Source organism: Stappia sp. WLB 29 (assembly GCF_023507705.1).
Lineage (GTDB): Bacteria > Pseudomonadota > Alphaproteobacteria > Rhizobiales > Stappiaceae > Stappia.
The window spans coordinates 46,935-61,972 of record NZ_JALBGD010000001.1 but is presented as its reverse complement, the minus strand read 5'-3'; the positions used below and the strand labels follow the sequence as shown (position 1 = coordinate 61,972).

General features: G+C 68.0%; 14 protein-coding genes. 5 read left to right on the top strand and 9 right to left on the bottom strand.

The genetic code is table 11. The features are described 5' to 3' along the window. Window positions 1-16: 16 nt before the first annotated feature. From MNI96_RS00275 to MNI96_RS00265, 3 genes are all read right to left on the bottom strand, one after another. Complete coding sequence (locus MNI96_RS00275; RefSeq protein ID WP_249689356.1) at window positions 17-1,036, bottom strand: ABC transporter substrate-binding protein; 1,020 nt, start codon at window positions 1,034-1,036, stop codon at window positions 17-19. A 106-nt stretch (window positions 1,037-1,142) separates the two neighbouring features. Next, window positions 1,143-2,840 (bottom strand): PHA/PHB synthase family protein, encoded by a 1,698-nt coding sequence (locus MNI96_RS00270; RefSeq protein ID WP_249689355.1) that lies wholly within the window; start codon window positions 2,838-2,840, stop codon window positions 1,143-1,145. Window positions 2,841-3,093: 253 nt separating this feature from the next. Beyond that, a complete protein-coding gene (locus tag MNI96_RS00265) occupies window positions 3,094-3,663 on the bottom strand; it encodes an extensin-like domain-containing protein (protein WP_249689354.1) in 570 nt (189 codons plus the stop codon). A 361-nt stretch (window positions 3,664-4,024) separates the two neighbouring features. On the opposite strand from MNI96_RS00265, the gene MNI96_RS00260 reads away from it, so the two are divergent. Beyond that, window positions 4,025-5,329 carry a DUF2254 domain-containing protein gene (locus tag MNI96_RS00260; protein WP_249689353.1) on the top strand — a complete coding sequence of 435 codons (1,305 nt, stop codon included), beginning with the start codon at window positions 4,025-4,027 and terminating at the stop codon, window positions 5,327-5,329. A 158-nt stretch (window positions 5,330-5,487) separates the two neighbouring features. Here the strand turns inward: MNI96_RS00260 and MNI96_RS00255 are convergent, their stop codons facing one another. Genes MNI96_RS00255 through MNI96_RS00230 form a run of 6 tightly spaced genes read right to left on the bottom strand, consistent with a single transcriptional unit; the run spans window position 5,488 to window position 10,640 of the window. Further along, window positions 5,488-6,504, bottom strand: coding sequence for an energy transducer TonB family protein (locus MNI96_RS00255; RefSeq protein WP_249689352.1), 1,017 nt, complete (start codon window positions 6,502-6,504; stop codon window positions 5,488-5,490). After that, the gene (locus tag MNI96_RS00250) at window positions 6,504-6,962 is read right to left on the bottom strand and encodes an ExbD/TolR family protein (protein WP_249689351.1); all 459 of its coding nucleotides are present in this window, start codon (window positions 6,960-6,962) and stop codon (window positions 6,504-6,506) included. The genes MNI96_RS00255 and MNI96_RS00250 overlap by 1 nt, the downstream gene beginning before the upstream one ends. Next, entirely contained in the window at window positions 6,959-7,348 is a 390-nt protein-coding gene (locus MNI96_RS00245) for a biopolymer transporter ExbD (protein ID WP_249689350.1), read from the bottom strand. Before MNI96_RS00245 ends, MNI96_RS00250 begins: the two co-directional genes overlap by 4 nt. Next, window positions 7,338-8,045 (bottom strand): MotA/TolQ/ExbB proton channel family protein, encoded by a 708-nt coding sequence (locus tag MNI96_RS00240; protein WP_249689349.1) that lies wholly within the window; start codon window positions 8,043-8,045, stop codon window positions 7,338-7,340. The genes MNI96_RS00245 and MNI96_RS00240 overlap by 11 nt, the downstream gene beginning before the upstream one ends. A 60-nt stretch (window positions 8,046-8,105) precedes the next feature. Continuing rightward, window positions 8,106-8,561 carry a hypothetical protein gene (locus tag MNI96_RS00235; protein ID WP_249689348.1) on the bottom strand — a complete coding sequence of 152 codons (456 nt, stop codon included), beginning with the start codon at window positions 8,559-8,561 and terminating at the stop codon, window positions 8,106-8,108. Window positions 8,562-8,579: 18 nt separating this feature from the next. Beyond that, on the bottom strand, window positions 8,580-10,640 hold the full coding sequence (locus tag MNI96_RS00230; RefSeq protein ID WP_249689347.1) for a TonB-dependent receptor domain-containing protein: 2,061 nt from the start codon (window positions 10,638-10,640) through the stop codon (window positions 8,580-8,582). A gap of 395 nt (window positions 10,641-11,035) precedes the next feature. On the opposite strand from MNI96_RS00230, the gene MNI96_RS00225 reads away from it, so the two are divergent. From MNI96_RS00225 to MNI96_RS00210, 4 genes are read left to right on the top strand one after another with little or no spacing between them, the layout of a single operon-like run. Beyond that, complete coding sequence (locus MNI96_RS00225) at window positions 11,036-12,097, top strand: hemin-degrading factor (RefSeq protein ID WP_249689346.1); 1,062 nt, start codon at window positions 11,036-11,038, stop codon at window positions 12,095-12,097. A gap of 23 nt (window positions 12,098-12,120) precedes the next feature. Further along, the gene (locus tag MNI96_RS00220; protein WP_249689345.1) at window positions 12,121-13,017 is read left to right on the top strand and encodes a heme/hemin ABC transporter substrate-binding protein; all 897 of its coding nucleotides are present in this window, start codon (window positions 12,121-12,123) and stop codon (window positions 13,015-13,017) included. Between the two features lie 19 nt (window positions 13,018-13,036). Then, window positions 13,037-14,146: a FecCD family ABC transporter permease gene (locus MNI96_RS00215; protein ID WP_249690360.1), complete on the top strand. Its 1,110-nt coding sequence runs from the start codon at window positions 13,037-13,039 to the stop codon at window positions 14,144-14,146. Beyond that, on the top strand, window positions 14,143-14,964 hold the full coding sequence (locus tag MNI96_RS00210) for a heme ABC transporter ATP-binding protein (RefSeq protein WP_249689344.1): 822 nt from the start codon (window positions 14,143-14,145) through the stop codon (window positions 14,962-14,964). The genes MNI96_RS00215 and MNI96_RS00210 overlap by 4 nt, the downstream gene beginning before the upstream one ends. Window positions 14,965-15,038 lie beyond the last annotated feature (74 nt).

Below are 15,038 nucleotides of genomic sequence, written 5' to 3'. Positions count from 1 at the left end.
CTCGACGGGGATAGCCTCACTTCAGCAGTCCGAGCGCCTCGAGCTGCGCGGCGACTTCCTCCGCGCCGTAGATGGTGCGGATGGTCGGGTTCATCGCCGCCCCGTTCATCGTGACGATATAGCCCTTCTGCACCGCCTCCATCTGGCTGACGGTCGGATCGCCCTTCAGGAAGGCGATCTTGTTTTCCGCCTTGTCGAGGTCCCAGCGGTTGCGGTCGAGGGAGGCGGCGACGATCACCGTCGGATTGGCGGCGATGATGCCTTCCCAGCCGACCGTCGGCCATTCGGCCTCGGTGGTGATGGCGTTGCGGCCACCCAGCACGTCGGCGATGAAGCCGGAGGCACCGTTCTTGCCGCCGAGATAGGCATCGTCCGCAACCGACGGGCTGGAGAACCAGAACAGGAAGGTCAGGTCCGGATTGTCCCCGAGACGGGCGCGCAGGTCCGCCTCGCGCTTCTTGAAGTCCGCGATCAGCTTCTGGCCGCGATCGGCGACGTCGAAGATCCGCGAAAGCTCGTCGATCTCCTGGAACAGGAGATCCATGTTCCACAGCTGCTGGCGGCTGCCATAGAAGTCGCCGGTATCCTTGCGGGTGTTGCAGATACCCGGCGCCAGGTAACTGGGGATCCCGAGCGCTTCGAAATCCTCGCGCTTGGACACCTTGCTGTCGGGCCCGAGCAGCAGCGGCAGCTGGGCTGCGATGAAATCCGGCTCCTCGGCCAGGATCGATTCCAGCGTCGGCAGCTCCACGGTCAGCAGCTTCACCTTCTCGTTCGCCTCGGCGAGCTCCGGCAGCACCTTGGTCGGCCAGAAGGCCGATGCGGCAAGACGGTCCTCCAGCCCGAGCAGCAGCAGGATTTCGGCGCTGTTCTGGCCGAGCGCAACCGCGCGCTGCGGGGCCTTCTCGAACGTGACCGTCGCACCGCAGTTTTCGATCGTCAGCGGATAGCTGGTCGGCTCGGCACGGGCGGCGGACCCAAGGGCAAGGGTGGCCAGCGCGAGCGTGGCGGCGGCGAGAGAGAAGCTGGAAGACATGAGGATTGGTCCGCGCGTCTGAGGGGGATGCGCGAGAGCTACTCCGGTGGGGCAATCAATTCAAGAGTATTTAACTCATGTTTTTTATCCCCTCCACACATGCTGCTCACATCAGGTGAATGTAGCTGCCAGGTGCCGGCTCCAGCGGGGGTAACCCCTTGTCCGGCGCGCCGATGGCCGGAGGTACCCCCTCCCCGCTGCTGCGCGCGAGAAGCCAGGCGGACCATTCCGGCCACCAGGAGCCGGGGCGCGGCCGGTGCCGGTCCTGCCAGCCGTCGGGACCGGAATAATGGGCGCCGACCGGGCGATGCGACAGGCGATAGTGCCGGCGCGGATGGCCCGGCTCGCTGAGGATGCCGCCGTTATGCCCGCCCTTGGTCAGCACGAAAGTCAGGTCGTTGTCCGTGAAAAGCTGGGTCTTGTAGACGGATGTCCACGGCGCGATGTGATCGGTCTCGGTCGCCACGACGAACATCGGCGCGGAGATGTCCTTCAAGGCAATGACGCGCCCCTCGACCGCGAAGCGGCCGGCCGTCAGCCGGTTTTCCAGGAACAAGCCCCGCAGATACTGCGAGTGCATGCGTGCCGGCATGCGGGTCGTATCCCCGTTCCAGACGCCGATGTCGGTGGGAAGATCGTTCTGGCCGAGCAGATAGCGCCGCACGGCCCGGGTATAGATCAGGTCCTCGGCACGTATAGCGGCGAAAGTGCGGGCCATTTGCGGGCGGTCGAGATAACCCTGATCCCACATCATGTCCTCCAGGAAGGCCACTTGGCTCTCGTCGAGAAAGAGCAGCAATTCCCCGGCCTCGACGAAGTCCACCTGCGCCGCCATCAGCGTGACCGAGGCGAGGCGCTGGTCGCAATCCCGCGCCATGGTGGCCGCGGCAATCGCCAGCATCGTGCCGCCGAGACAATAGCCGACGGCGTGAATGCGTTGGTCCGGGACGATGGCGGAAATGGCGTCCAGCGCCGCCATGACGCCGCGCTTGCGATAGTCCTCCAGCGACAGATCAGCCTGCGCGGCGGTCGGGTTCACCCAGGAGATCATGAAGACCGTAAAGCCATGATCGACGAGGTATTTCACCATCGAGTTCTGCGGCGACAGGTCGAGAATGTAGTATTTCATGATCCAGGCCGGAACGATCAGGATCGGCTCGGCCTGCACCTTCTCGGTTGTCGGCGCATACTGGATAAGCTCAAGGATATCATTGCGGTAGACAACGGTGCCGGGAGTGCAGGCAAGGTCGGTTCCGAGCCTGAAGCCCTCGGGCGGCGGGTCGTGGCGCTGGGTCAGCGTCTTGACGAGGTCCTGCGAGAAATGCCCCGCCCCTTCCACGAAATTGCGCCCGCCCTGGCGGATGCTCGCCTCGATGATCTCCGGATTGGTCAAGGGGAAGTTGGAGGGCGAAACCACGTCGAGCGCCTGCCGCGCCATGAAACGGGTCCGATTGGCATCCTGCTCCTCCAGACCGCGCAGGCGGTCGGTCGCATGATCCCACCAGTCCTGAACGGCGAGGAAGCCCTGTTTCCAAGTGCGGAAGGGCAGCATCTCCCAGTCCGGATGGTCGAAACGGTGGTCGAAAGCCTTGGGCGCAAAGGGCGCGCGAGCCTCGCCCTCGGCGCCCGGCAGGCAGGCCGCCGCCAGTTTCAGCGCATTTTCCTGCGCGCGCTCGACCAGTTCCAGCTGGCGCCCGGGCGCCCGGCTCATATGCAGCGCCCAGTCGCTCCAGGCCTCGATGAAGGCATGCGGCGAGAGGCCACCGGTGACCCGCGCCACCGCCGCGCGCACGCTGCGATCCATCGTTTCGTGCAGATGACGGGCCGGTTCGGGGGGCTGCGGCGACCGGGCCGGCAGTGTCGCCGACGGGGTACCCGCCGCGGCAAGGGCTGTCCCGGCAAAGAGTTCAGCTTTGTTTTGCGCGCGCCTGGTCATGGCAGCCTCGATGAACGTTCGGTGGGTCGCGGCTCGACGGCCGCATACCGATCTTGCCAGAGACAAACGGGGCCGGCCTTGATCTGTGTCATCCTGTCGAACGAAACCGTATCCCCCTACGCTAGCGGCAATAAGGCGAGCGGCGCGGCTTCGTGTCGAGGTGGAAGTGGTCGTCGTGATAGGCATCGGAGCCGGGACCGAGCACGGTGGTGAAGGGTCCGCACGCCGCGGCCCGCAGCGCTTTCTGCAGCCGCATCGCCTCGCCGGCATCGCTGCCGGTCTGGCGCGGGGCAACGGCGAACTCCCGCCCGTCCTTCAGAATGAGCCCGCGGATATCGACGGCCCGGCCGAAGGAATGCTCGCTGAGCCTCGCGCCGGCAATGCGGTTGCGGCCACGGCAATGATAGGAGGCCGCGACGCGGATCTGGGCGACGTCGGAGCCGAACGTGGAGCTTGCCAGCGGGGCGACGACCTGTGCGGCGAAGCGCGCGGCGACGGCCGCCGTATCGCAGGACAGCACGGCTTCGGGAACCAGCGCCATGCCGCCGACCGCCGAGACGGAGACGGCATCCTCGATGCCGCAGGCACCGGGCGCCTCGACCGGCGGCAACCGCTCGAAAACGGCGCCGAGCTGGCGCAATGCCGCGATGCACCCCGTCACGGCCTCGCCGTCCGGAGCACGGCTATCCACGCCCGGAGAAACGCTCGCGACCCGGTTGTTCCCGGCCTCCGTCGCGCCGCGCGCGAGCTCCGAAGCGGGGACAACCGGCTTGCGGCGAGGCAGGATCGCGATCTCTCCGGCCGTTTCCCGAAAGGGCTTTTCGGCCGGGATATCCTCCGCCTGTCCCCGCGCTGCGGCCTGCGGGACCGAAAGCGCCGGCCTTGGCTGCGGCAGCGGCGTCTTCGCGCCGGCCCCGGCCGTCATAGCGGACAGCAGCAGGCCTGCGGCAAACGCAATCCCCGCTCGCCTCGCCCCGCAACAAGCGTATAGGCTTGCAAGGTCAACGGGCGGCAGCGCCCGCGCCCGATACGATTGTTCCACAGGAGACGACGTGTTCAAGAGCCTTTCCCTGCTTCGGTTGCAGCGCATGGTGCGGGGGTTCCTCTTCGTGCCGGCAGTGCTGGCAATCTGCGGCCTGCTTCTGGCAGGTCTGGCGGTATCCATCGACCGTTCGGATCTGTTCGATCCCGTCTTCGAGGCGCTGCCGTTCCTCAACATTTCCACCAGCGGCGCCCGTTCCGTGCTGGGTACGATCGCGGGAGCGATGATGACCGTCATCAGCCTCGTCTATTCCCTGACGCTGGTGGTGTTCACGCTGGCGGCGGGCAATATCGGACCACGGCTGCTGGAGACGTTTACCGACAATCGTGTCAATCAATCGACCATCGGACTGCTCGGCGCCACCTTTCTCTATTCCCTCTTTGTCCTCTATGTGGTCGGCGAAAACGAGGTGCCGCGCCTTTCGGTAGCGATTGCCATCGCCCTGGCCACCACAAGCTTCTTCTGGGTCGTGTATTTCGTCCACGACACGGCCCGCAGGGTGATGGTGGATAACGAGATCGCCCGGACCCAGCGCTCGCTGCGCGCCGCCATCGACCGACTGCTTGCGGACGAGCCGAAGGAAGAGCCCGACGACCGGAATGCCATCCCGGATGGCGAGGGGACCCCGGTGACCGCGCACTCCTCCGGCTATGTCACAGCCGTGCAGGCGGAAGCCCTGCTGCGCCACGCCGTCGAGCAGGACGGGTTCGTCCAGGTGGTGGCGCGGCCGGGCCATTTCATCATCGCCGGGACGCCGATCGCGATCCTGCACCGGGTCGGCGGCAGCGAAAAGGCGCTGGCCGGGGCGGTGCACCGCTCGATCTTGCTGGCCGACGCGCGCTCTGCCGACGGGGACATCCTGTTCAACGTCCATCTCAACGTCGAGATCGCGCTGCGGGCGCTGTCGCCGGGCATCAACGATTCCTATACGGCGATCAGCGCCATGGACCAGCTGTCGGCCTCGCTGGCGATCATCCTGCAGCGCGGCGCGCCCTCGTCGCTGATCTGCGACGAGGAGGACAAGCCGCGCGTCTGGCTGGAGCTGATCGAGGTGAAGGAGATCGTCGGCACCGCGCTCCATCCGCTGCGGCGGGCGGCGAGCGGCAACGTCATGGTGGTGCTGCGGCTGGTCCAGGCCATCGGCCGCATGGCCCTCGTGTGCCGGAGCGACCACGCGACCATCCTGCGCACGCATCTGCGCCTGATCGCCACCGACGCCAACATCGCCGTGCGTAACCGCGACGACCGGGCGGAAGTGGCGCATGAGCTCTACAAGGCGCATCGCAACCTGAAAAGGGCCGACGGGCGGCGCTGACGTTGCCTTACCTGGAGCGGCTGCACGGGGACAAGGCCGGAAAAAGCGAAGGCCTGGACGGTGGTCCCGCCCGGGCATATCCGGCTTGCAACGCCTTGAGACGAATTTTGCAACATTCCTTATCGAAATCGCCGAATTTCGAGAACGGCGTCTCAAAATCACTCGAACTCGATTTCCGTGGTGAAACTCCAGTTCTTACGCCGTGCCTCCGGCGGGATGGGGGGGAAAGGCTGCGCCCGCTGCACCGTGCTCAGTGCCGCCCGGTCGACGGTCTCGTTGCCGGAGCTCCTGACCAGACGCACGCCGGCGAGGCCGCCATTGCTGGCGACGACGAAAGTTACCACCGCCATGCCCCGCTGGCGGCCGACGCTGCCGCGCCGCTTCGCGCGCTCGAGCTTGCTTTGCACCTTGCCCATGTAGTTGGAGGCGTCGGCATTGCCGAACTCCTTCGACTTGCCGACATTGCGGGAGCCACCGGCCTTGGCGGTGGCGTTCGAATTGCCGCCGTGGCCGCTGGCGGTCTTCTTCGAGCGGGCGCTGGCGGCCTTCTCCTTCTGCCGCTTGACGGTGTCGGCCTTGCGGGCCGGGGCTTCGCGGCGGACCTCGGCGATCTTCAGGTCCTTCGGCCGGGCCTGCGGCATCGGCACGGCGGCGGTCGCCTCCAGCCGCTCCGTCGAGGGAACGGGCTCCGCCTCGACCGGCGAGACGCTGGCCTGGACGGGCGCGGCCTCGGGAGCCTCGGCCGGCACCGTCTCGGCGGTCTGCGACAGGGGCTCGGCGGTCTCGCTGGCGACCGGGGTCGGCTCGGCCGGCGGCTCCACGGCCTCCACCACCTCTTCCGGCGGCACGGCCTCGCTGTGCGGCACGTCGGGAGCAGCGGCTTCCTCGCTCAGGGACTCTTCCAGCGCGGTGGCGTGCTCGACGGGCTTCTCGCCCTCCGGCGCGTCGATGGGCGTGACAACATCCGATGTTTCGCTCGTCACCTCGGTGTGCTCGCCATCGGCGCCGGCCTGCAGCGCATCGACGAAGGCATCGCCGAGCTCGGCCGACAGGACCGTGCCGCCGCCCTCGATCTGAGTGCCGGAACTCTCGTGCATGATGACGGCGACCGCCGAGGCGTGCACCGCCGTCGAGATCATGAGAGCCGCGGCGACATGATGCGGTCTCAGCTTCATCACTCCGCTCCCCTGGTTACGAGCGATACCTTGCCGGCGCCGGCCCGGTAGAGCTGGTCGGCGATCTCCAGCATGCGCGCCGCGTCGAGATCGCGGTCGACGGCCAGCAGCACGGCGGGCCCGGCATTGCCGGCGTCTTCGCCAGATGCGGGGCCGGGAACGGGGCCGGGCGTGACATCGGCCGTGTCGGCTCCATCCACGCCGAGAGACGCGAGATAGGCGGGTATCTCGACCGGCTGGCCGCGATGGGACAGGCGCCCCTCGCTGTCGGCGAAGAGCGCGTCCGGCGGGGCGAGCGGCGGCGCCTCAGTCGTCTCCGCAAGCGTGACGTCCGGGTCGACCGGCGGCGCGAGCTGGCCGGCGATGAGGAAGAAGATCAGCATCAGGAAGACGATGTTGATCAAGGAGATGGTGCTTTCCGCCTGACGCTTGGGCGGTGCCTGGCGAACCTTGATCATTTCGGCCTCGCGACGATCACTTTCAGCTCGCCGCCGCCGCGCAGCAGCTCGAGCGCGCTGACCAGATCCTGGGCGCGGGCGCCCTCGCGCGGGACGAGCAGCGCCGTCTTGGCGCCGGCCTCGACCAGCGAGGAAACGGCGGTGCCCGGCGCTTGCGGATCAATGAGGGTGCCGTTCACGGTGAGGCCGTTCGCATCGACGGTGGCGAAGATGTCCGGCCGGGTGACGGCCCCGCCCGTGCCGCCGCCGGGAGCCGCCAGATCGACCTGCGCGAAGCGCGTGAAGGTCGAGGACAGCATGAAGAACAGCAGCAAGAGGAAGATCACGTCGATCAGCGATGTCAGCGACAGGCGGCGCCTTCGCGGACTGGCGAAGTCAATGCGCATTGGCCACCTGCTCGTAGCCCCCCGCCTCGACCTCCTCGAACGCCGCACGGGCACCGCCGCGCGCCTGCTCAAGCAGCACGGCGGAGGCAAGCGTCTCGACGGCGACCTTCTCGTTCTCGATCCGGCCTTCCAGATAGGTGACGACGAGCGAGACCGGCATGGCGACGGCAAGGCCGACGGCGGTGGTCAGCAGCGCCACCCAGATGCCGCCGGCGAGCAGCGACGGGTCGACGGCATTGCCGGCCGACTGCAGGTTCTGGAAGGCCTCGATCATGCCGAGCACGGTGCCGAACAGGCCGAGCAGCGGCGCGATCTGGGCGATGGCGTCGAGCGCCTTCATGCCGGCGTTGTAGCGGTGCAGGCGGCGGGTTGCGGCGCGGGCGATGTCTTCCTCGACCAGGGCCTTGTCGACGGCGTAGCCGCCCTCGCCCGACTGCATGGCGATGGCCACGGCCTCCTCCGAGGCGCTGCGGATGTCGCCGAGCGCCTGCCAGGCCTCGCGGCGGCGGCCATGGCCCCACAGGCGCACGGCGGTCTCGGCCCGGCCGGGGCGGCCGACCCGCTGCGTCCAGAACTGCGCGAGCTTGAGGATCACCACCGTCAGGGCGATCACGGACAGGCCGGCGAGCACGGCGACGACGGGGCCGCCGAGCTCCAGGAAGCCCGAGATCGAGGCGAGAATGTCGGCGAAAGACATGGGTGCGTTCCTAACAGCTCATGAAGTTCCGGGGCCGTTCGGCCCTTGTGTGATTTCAGCCTAGCGGCCGAGGGGAATGTCGGCCCGGCTGGCGAGCGACAGCTGCGCCCGGCAATGGGCGGCGGCACCGCCCTCGCCGCACTGGGCCGGCCCGTTGACGAGGATGCGGCCGAGCTTGCCGCAGGCAACGCCGGCAAGATCGAACTGGCGCACCGAGGTCTTTTCCGGCGCAAGCGCGCCGAAGTCGAAGGTGGTGAGCCGGTCGACCAGGCCGTCGCTGTCGAACAGCACGAACTCGAATCGCGGCTGCGGCACCTCGCCCCCGGTCGCATTGCGCACCACGAAGGTCAGGCGGCACCCGCCTCCGCCATTGTCCGCGACCCGGTTCAGCTCGATGTGAAGACCGGACGAGGACGCCCCGTCCTGCGAGGCGTCCTCTGCGGCCCGTGCCTGGCCGGCCCACAGGGCCGCGGCGGTCAAAGCCGCCGCGGCCACGATTTCAAGCCTGCGTCCCATTCGTCTCTCCCTGTCGGCCTACCATCCGAGGGTCTTGGCCAGAGTCAACTTGAACGTGCGCCCCTTGCCGTCGTCTCCGGCCAGGTTGTTGCGATACTGCTTGTCGAAGAGGTTTTCCACCGCACCGCGGACCTCGAAGCCGGCCATCATGCCCTCGTCCGGCTTCCAGTCGGCGAACAGGTCATGCACCGAATAGCCGCCGAACCCGCCCGCACGCGCGGTGGCGCCGGTGCCGATGGAGCCGGCAAAGAGGCCGCGCCAGCCGAAGGACAGGTCGTAGTCCGGCAGGCGGCCGCCGAGCGTCACGGCCAGCGTGTCGGCCGGGATGGTGTTCAGCGTGGCGCCGGTCGCCTTGTCCTCGCCGTGGATGTGGCTGAAGGCCAGGCTGCCGAAGAAGAACTCCGAATCGTAGGCCGCTTCCACCTCGACGCCCATGATCTCGGCGGCGTTGATGTTGACGTAGTACGAGACCGGGGTCGGCAGACCGCGCGCCGGGTTCGGGGCGATCATGTCCTTCAGGTCGTTGTAGAAACCGGTGGTCTTGACCTGCAGGCCGTCGCCGGAGGTGAACAGGTCGAAGGCCTGCATGGTGAAGCCGACCTCGAAGGCGTTCGAGCTCTCCTTGGTCAGGTTCGGGCTGACGGTCCGCCCGCCCGGATAGCTGCCATCGCCCGGGTTGGTCGAGTAGAGCTCGTCCAGCGTCGGCACACGCTCGGTATGGGCGAGCGAGCCGAACAGCGAGAACGTGTCGTTCAGCTTGTACATCACCGCAAGCTTGGGCGAGAACGCCGTCTCGTGCCGCTGGTTGCCGCCGATGACGCTGCCGGACGGATCGAGGTCGACGAAATCGACGCGCACGCCCGGGATGAGGGTCAGCCGGTCGTTCCAGATCAACTCGTTCTGCGCGAAGAAGCCGAACTTGGTGTCCGTACCCTCGGGATGAAACGAGACCGCGCCGAACACGGTGTCGGCCACACGCTCCTGGTAGCTGAGCTGGGTGCCGAAGGTGAAGTAGTTGCGGATGGCGTCGCCTTCGTAGTCGAAGGTGTTCTGCAGCCGGCCCGACCAGGTGCGGTAGGCGTACTCGCTGTCGAAGAACAGCGGCGAGGGAATCGGTGCCGAGGCGTTGCTCTGGTTCACCTGGGTGTCCGAGAAGGACAGGTTCAGCTTGAGATCGAGCCAGGGATTGTCGCTGGCCGGGTTCTCGTAGGCGAAGACGACGGTCTGGTCGGTGATCTCGCGGTCGATGGTGCCGAAGGGCAGCGTGCCGGTCTGCGAGTAGGCCGTGTCGTCCGCATCGCTCTGCCAGCGCTCGTAGGACAGGCGGACCGACTGCTCGTTGTTGTCGCCGAAGCGGTGGACGATCTTGGCAAGGCCGGAGAAGGACTCGAAGTCGGAGCCGACGACCGGCTGGCCGAGGCCGTTCTCGTATTCGCCGGAGCGGCGGAAGTTGCCGTTGAGCAGCATCGAGGTCTGGTCGGAGAAGGCGTAGGCCGCGGTGACCGACGCCATGGCGCCGTTCTTGTTGGAATCGTACATCGTCTTGAGACGCACGGCCGCGGTGTCGCCCGGCTTGATGAAGTCTTCCGGATCCTTGGTGGTGAAGTTGATCACGCCGCCGATGGCGCCCGACCCGTAGAGGGTGGACGAGGCCGGCCCGCGCAGGACCTCGACCTGCTTGTAGAGCTCGGGATCGGAGAAGAACGAGCCCATGCGGTACTGCTCATAGAACTTCACCGCGCCGTCGACCGCGACGATGATCTTCGATTCGTCCGACGAGCCGAGATCGCCGATGCCGCGGATGTTGAAGGACTGGCCGCCGATGCGGTCGCTGCCGACGATGGTGACGCCCGGCACCTGACGGAACAGCTCGCCGATGGTCATCGCCTGCTCGGCGTCGATGTCCTCCTGGTCGAGAACGGTCACCGCCTGCGGCGTGTCGATCGCTACCTTCTCGGCGCCCGCGCCGACGACGATGCGCTGCAGCATGGTCGCGCGGCCGGGATCGCCCTCGGCCGCCGCGTCCTGCGCCAAGGCGCCCGAAACGCCGCTCAGCGCGCAAAGCGCGACGCCACTCATCAAGACAGCGACCCTGCCCGCCGCCGTCATTTCAGTCCTGTACGAGCCTGCCAGCCCCATTTGACAACTCCAATCGTGCTCGATCGCTCGCTGGCATGCGCTTGCTTGCTCGTCGAATGTTGATAAAACTTGAGAAACTTGCTCAGGTATTGATGTCGTTACAAAACATGAGTAATTGAGTCAAGTATGAGATCGGCATTCCGATCACAGGCAACCCGTTCGGCACCTTAGCCAGCACAGCCTTTCCGCCGGAAAATAGCGGTGGCGCGCATGAGCCGCGCCGGACACCGCCTTCCCTGGAAAGGTGCAAGCCCAGGTCGAACCCGACCGGCCCGCATGGACGCGAGCCCGCCAGACGCGGATCGCGGCACGGCCGCTTGCAACAAGGTGACCCCATGACTCGCGAAACTACCGATTACGAACACGTCCGCCGCATGCGCGCCGAGAACCCCAAGATGCGCGAGCGCGACCTCGCCCGCATGCTGGAGCTGAGCGAGGCGGAATTCGTCTCCGCCTTCTGCGGGCTCGGCGTCAGCCGCATCGAGATCCGCTTCGAGGAGATCTTCAAGGCTCTGGGCGGCGTCGGCGAGGTCATGGCGCTGACCCGTAACGAAAGCGCGGTGCACGAGAAGATCGGCGTCTACGACCGCTTCGTGCCCGGCAAGCGCGCGGCGATGATGCTGGGCGCGGACATCGACACGCGCATGTTCCCGACCGCCTGGGTGCACGGTTTCGCCGTCGCCAAGACCGGCGAGGACGGCGTCGAGCGCCACAGCCTGCAGTTCTTCGACGCGCACGGCGATGCGGTGCACAAGGTGCATACGCGCCCGGGCACGGACATGGCCGCCTGGACCACGCTGGTGGAGAGCCTGCTCGCCGACGACCAGGAGCCGGGCCTGCTCACCGAGGTGACGCCGGCCGAGATCTCCGCCCGTCCCGCGCTGGAGCGCGACAAGCAGGACGCGCTGCGCGAGCGCTGGCAGGCGCTGACCGACACGCACCAGTTCCACGGCATGCTGCGCGATCTCGACCTGCACCGGCTGAATGCGCTCACCCTTGCCGGGGACGATTATGCCTGGCCGCTGGCCGAGGGCGCGGTGCCGGCGATGATGCAGGCGGCGGCCGACAGCGGCCAGCCGATCATGTGCTTCGTCGGCAATCGCGGCTGCATCCAGATCCATTCCGGACCCATCGCCAAGATCGCGCCGATGGGCCCCTGGATCAACGTGATGGACCCCGGTTTCCACCTGCACCTGCGCACCGACCACATCGCCGAAGCCTGGGCCGTGCGCAAGCCGACCAGCGACGGCCACGTGACCTCCGTCGAGGCCTACGACGCCGACGGCACGCTGATCATCCAGTTCTTCGGCGTGCGCAAGGAAGGCAAGGTCGAGCGCACCGACTGGCGCGAGCTGGTCGAGGGGCTGGCACGCCCTGCGACCGTCGCCGCCGAGTGACCCAACACAAGTCTGGACGGACCATGACCCTTCTTTCCCCCCGGCCGTTCGGCCGCACGCTTCGCCGCATCGCGCTGGCCGCAGCGCTCACCCTGCCCGCCACACCGGCCTTTGCCGAGGAGGCCGCCGACATCTCCGGCGCGCAGCGCATCGTTTCCATCGGCGGCTCGGTAACCGAGATCGTCTATGCGCTCGGCGAGGAAGGCCGGCTGGTGGCGCGCGATTCCACCAGCGGCTTCCCGCAGGCCGCAACCGAGCTGCCCGATGTCGGCTATATGCGCGCGCTCTCGCCCGAGGGCGTCTTGTCGGTGAAGCCCGACGCCATCCTGATGCTGGAGGGCAGCGGCCCGCCGGAAGCGCTCGCCGTGCTGCGCGAGGCCGGCGTGCCCTATGTCGCCGTTCCCGAGACCTATGACCGCGCCGGCATCCTCGGCAAGATCGAGACGGTCGGCAACGCGATCGGCGCGGGCGACAAGGCCGCCAAGCTGTCCGAGCAGGTGGCTGCGGAACTCGATGCCGCCGTCACTGAAGCGAAGGCGCGCGGCCGCGATGCGCGCGTGCTCTTCATCCTGTCGATGAACGGCGGGCGGATCCTCGCCTCCGGCACGGGAACGGCCGCCAACGGCATCATCGAGATGGCCGGTGCGACCAACGCCATGGGCGTGTTCGAGGGCTACAAGCAGATCAACGACGAGGCGCTGATCGCCGCAGCTCCCGACGCGATCCTGATGATCAGCCGCGGCGAAGGCCATACCGCCTCCGCCGACCAGGTGTTCGCCAATGCCTCGCTGGCGCAGACGCCGGCCGGCCAGAACAAGCGGCTGATCCAGATGGACGGCCTCTACCTGATCGGCTTCGGCCCGCGCACCGGCGCTGCCGTGCGCGACCTGTCGGCAGCGCTCGCCGATATGGGCCTTTGAGGGAGGCGTGCCCGTGAGCCTGACCTCCTCGTCCCTGTCCGAACGGCTGCTGCCCGAGCGCGTGGTCGCCCGGGCGCGCCTCGGCGACCGCGAGCCGCTGGCGCGGCTGGTGATCGCCGGCCTCGCCGTGCTGCTTGTTGCGGTGATGCTGTTCTCGCTGACCACCGGCGCGCTGCAGATCAGCCTGTCGGCCGTCGTCGACGGGCTCTTCGGCCAGGGCGAGGCGGCCAGCCCGTCGGAGCTGCGCGACCGGATCGTGCTGATGGATGTGCGGCTGCCGCGCGTCCTGCTCGGCGCGCTGATCGGCGCGGCGCTGGCGGTTTCGGGTGCGGTGATGCAGGGCCTGTTCCGCAATCCGCTCGCCGATCCCGGCATCGTCGGCGTGTCGGCGGGCGCAGGGCTGGGCGCTGCCTCGATGATCGTGCTCGGCACCACGGCGCTGTCGCCGGTGGTCGCCGTGCTCGGCATCTACGCCCTGCCGCTGGCGGCCTTTCTCGGCGGTCTCGTCACCACCTTCGCGCTCTACCGGATCGGCACGCGCGGCGGCATGACCTCCATCGCGACGATGCTGCTGGCCGGCATCGCGCTGGCGGCGCTGGCGGGGGCTGCAACGGGCCTGCTGGTCTTCGTCGCCGACGACCAGCAGCTGCGCGATCTCAACTTCTGGGGGCTCGGCTCGCTGGCCGGCGCCAACTGGGAAAAGATCCTGGCGGCCGGGCCGATCATCGCGATCGTGCTGGTCGGCGTGCCGTTCCTGGCAAGCGGGCTCAACGCCCTGGTGCTGGGCGAGGCGGCGGCCGGGCACCTGGGCATCCGCGTGCAGCGGCTGAAGCGGATCGCCATCGTCGCGGTGGCGGCGGCGACCGGCGCCTCGGTCGCGGTCAGCGGCGGCATCGGCTTCGTCGGCATCGTCGTGCCGCATCTGCTGCGGCTGACCATCGGCCCGGACCACCGCTTCCTGCTGCCGGCCTGCGCGCTGCTGGGCGGCAGCCTCCTGATCCTCGCCGACACGGTGAGCCGCACCATCGTCGCCCCGGCGGAGCTGCCCATCGGCATTCTCACCGCGCTGGCCGGCGCGCCGTTCTTCCTGTGGATCCTGCTGCGACGGAAAGGGCTGATCGCCTCATGAGCACGCCTGCGACCCCTACTCTCGAGATCGAGGCGCTGCACGTGTCGCTGGGCGGCACGCCCATCGTCCGCGATGTCTCCTTCAGCGCGAAGGCCGGCCAGGTGACGGTGATCGTCGGGCCCAACGGCTCGGGCAAGAGCACGACGCTGAAGGCGGTGACCGGCGAGCTGCCCCATAGCGGGCGGGTGCGGCTCAACGGTACGGAGGTCGGCGGCCTGCCGCCGGAAGCGCTGGCGGGCCTGCGCGCCGTGCTGCCGCAGCATGCCAGCCTGACCTTTCCGCTTACGGTCGCCGAAGTGGTGCGGCTCGGCATCCGCCGGGGCGCGCTGATCGCCGGCTCGCCGCACCGGCGCATCGCCGAGGCGCTGGAGCGGGTCGATCTCGACGGATTTGCGGCGCGCGACTACCACTCGCTGTCGGGCGGCGAGCAGCAGCGGGTGCAGCTCGCCCGGGTGCTGTGCCAGGTCTGGGAGCCCTGCCCGGACGGGGTGCCGCGCTGGCTGTTCCTCGACGAGCCGATCTCCAGCCTCGACATCCGCCACCAGATCCTGATCATGGATGTCGCCGCCGACTATGCGCGGGCCGGCGGCGGCGTGGTCGCGGTGCTGCACGACCTCAACCTGACGGCGCTCTATGCCGACCATATCCTGGTGATGAAGACCGGCCGGCTGCTGTCGCAGGGAACGCCGAAGCAAGTGATCACCGACCGGCTGGTGTCGGAGGCGTTCGACCACCCGTTGCGGGTGTCGGCGGTGCCGGCGGGCGAGGTTCCCTTCATCCTGCCGCAGGCGGCGGGACCGGCCGCGGCGGTGCGCTGAAATTTGTCGCCCTGTCAGGCTGCCGCTTGAGATTTTTTGCCTGTCTTAGGCAACAGCCTGGGATTTTTTGCCTG

Excerpts from the sequence above, each read along its gene's own strand:
- MNI96_RS00235 (WP_249689348.1), bottom strand. The coding sequence starts at position 8,561 with ATGGGACGCAGGCTTGAAATCGTGGCCGCGGCGGCTTTGACCGCCGCG.
- MNI96_RS00220 (WP_249689345.1), top strand. The coding sequence starts at position 12,121 with ATGACCCTTCTTTCCCCCCGGCCGTTCGGCCGCACGCTTCGCCGCATC.
- MNI96_RS00245 (WP_249689350.1), bottom strand. The coding sequence starts at position 7,348 with ATGCGCATTGACTTCGCCAGTCCGCGAAGGCGCCGCCTGTCGCTGACA.
- MNI96_RS00250 (WP_249689351.1), bottom strand. The coding sequence starts at position 6,962 with ATGATCAAGGTTCGCCAGGCACCGCCCAAGCGTCAGGCGGAAAGCACC.
- MNI96_RS00270 (WP_249689355.1), bottom strand. The coding sequence starts at position 2,840 with ATGGATCGCAGCGTGCGCGCGGCGGTGGCGCGGGTCACCGGTGGCCTC.
- MNI96_RS00225 (WP_249689346.1), top strand. The coding sequence starts at position 11,036 with ATGACTCGCGAAACTACCGATTACGAACACGTCCGCCGCATGCGCGCC.
- MNI96_RS00210 (WP_249689344.1), top strand. The coding sequence starts at position 14,143 with ATGAGCACGCCTGCGACCCCTACTCTCGAGATCGAGGCGCTGCACGTG.
- MNI96_RS00240 (WP_249689349.1), bottom strand. The coding sequence starts at position 8,045 with ATGTCTTTCGCCGACATTCTCGCCTCGATCTCGGGCTTCCTGGAGCTC.
- MNI96_RS00255 (WP_249689352.1), bottom strand. The coding sequence starts at position 6,504 with ATGAAGCTGAGACCGCATCATGTCGCCGCGGCTCTCATGATCTCGACG.
- MNI96_RS00275 (WP_249689356.1), bottom strand. The coding sequence starts at position 1,036 with ATGTCTTCCAGCTTCTCTCTCGCCGCCGCCACGCTCGCGCTGGCCACC.
- MNI96_RS00230 (WP_249689347.1), bottom strand. The coding sequence starts at position 10,640 with ATGAGTGGCGTCGCGCTTTGCGCGCTGAGCGGCGTTTCGGGCGCCTTG.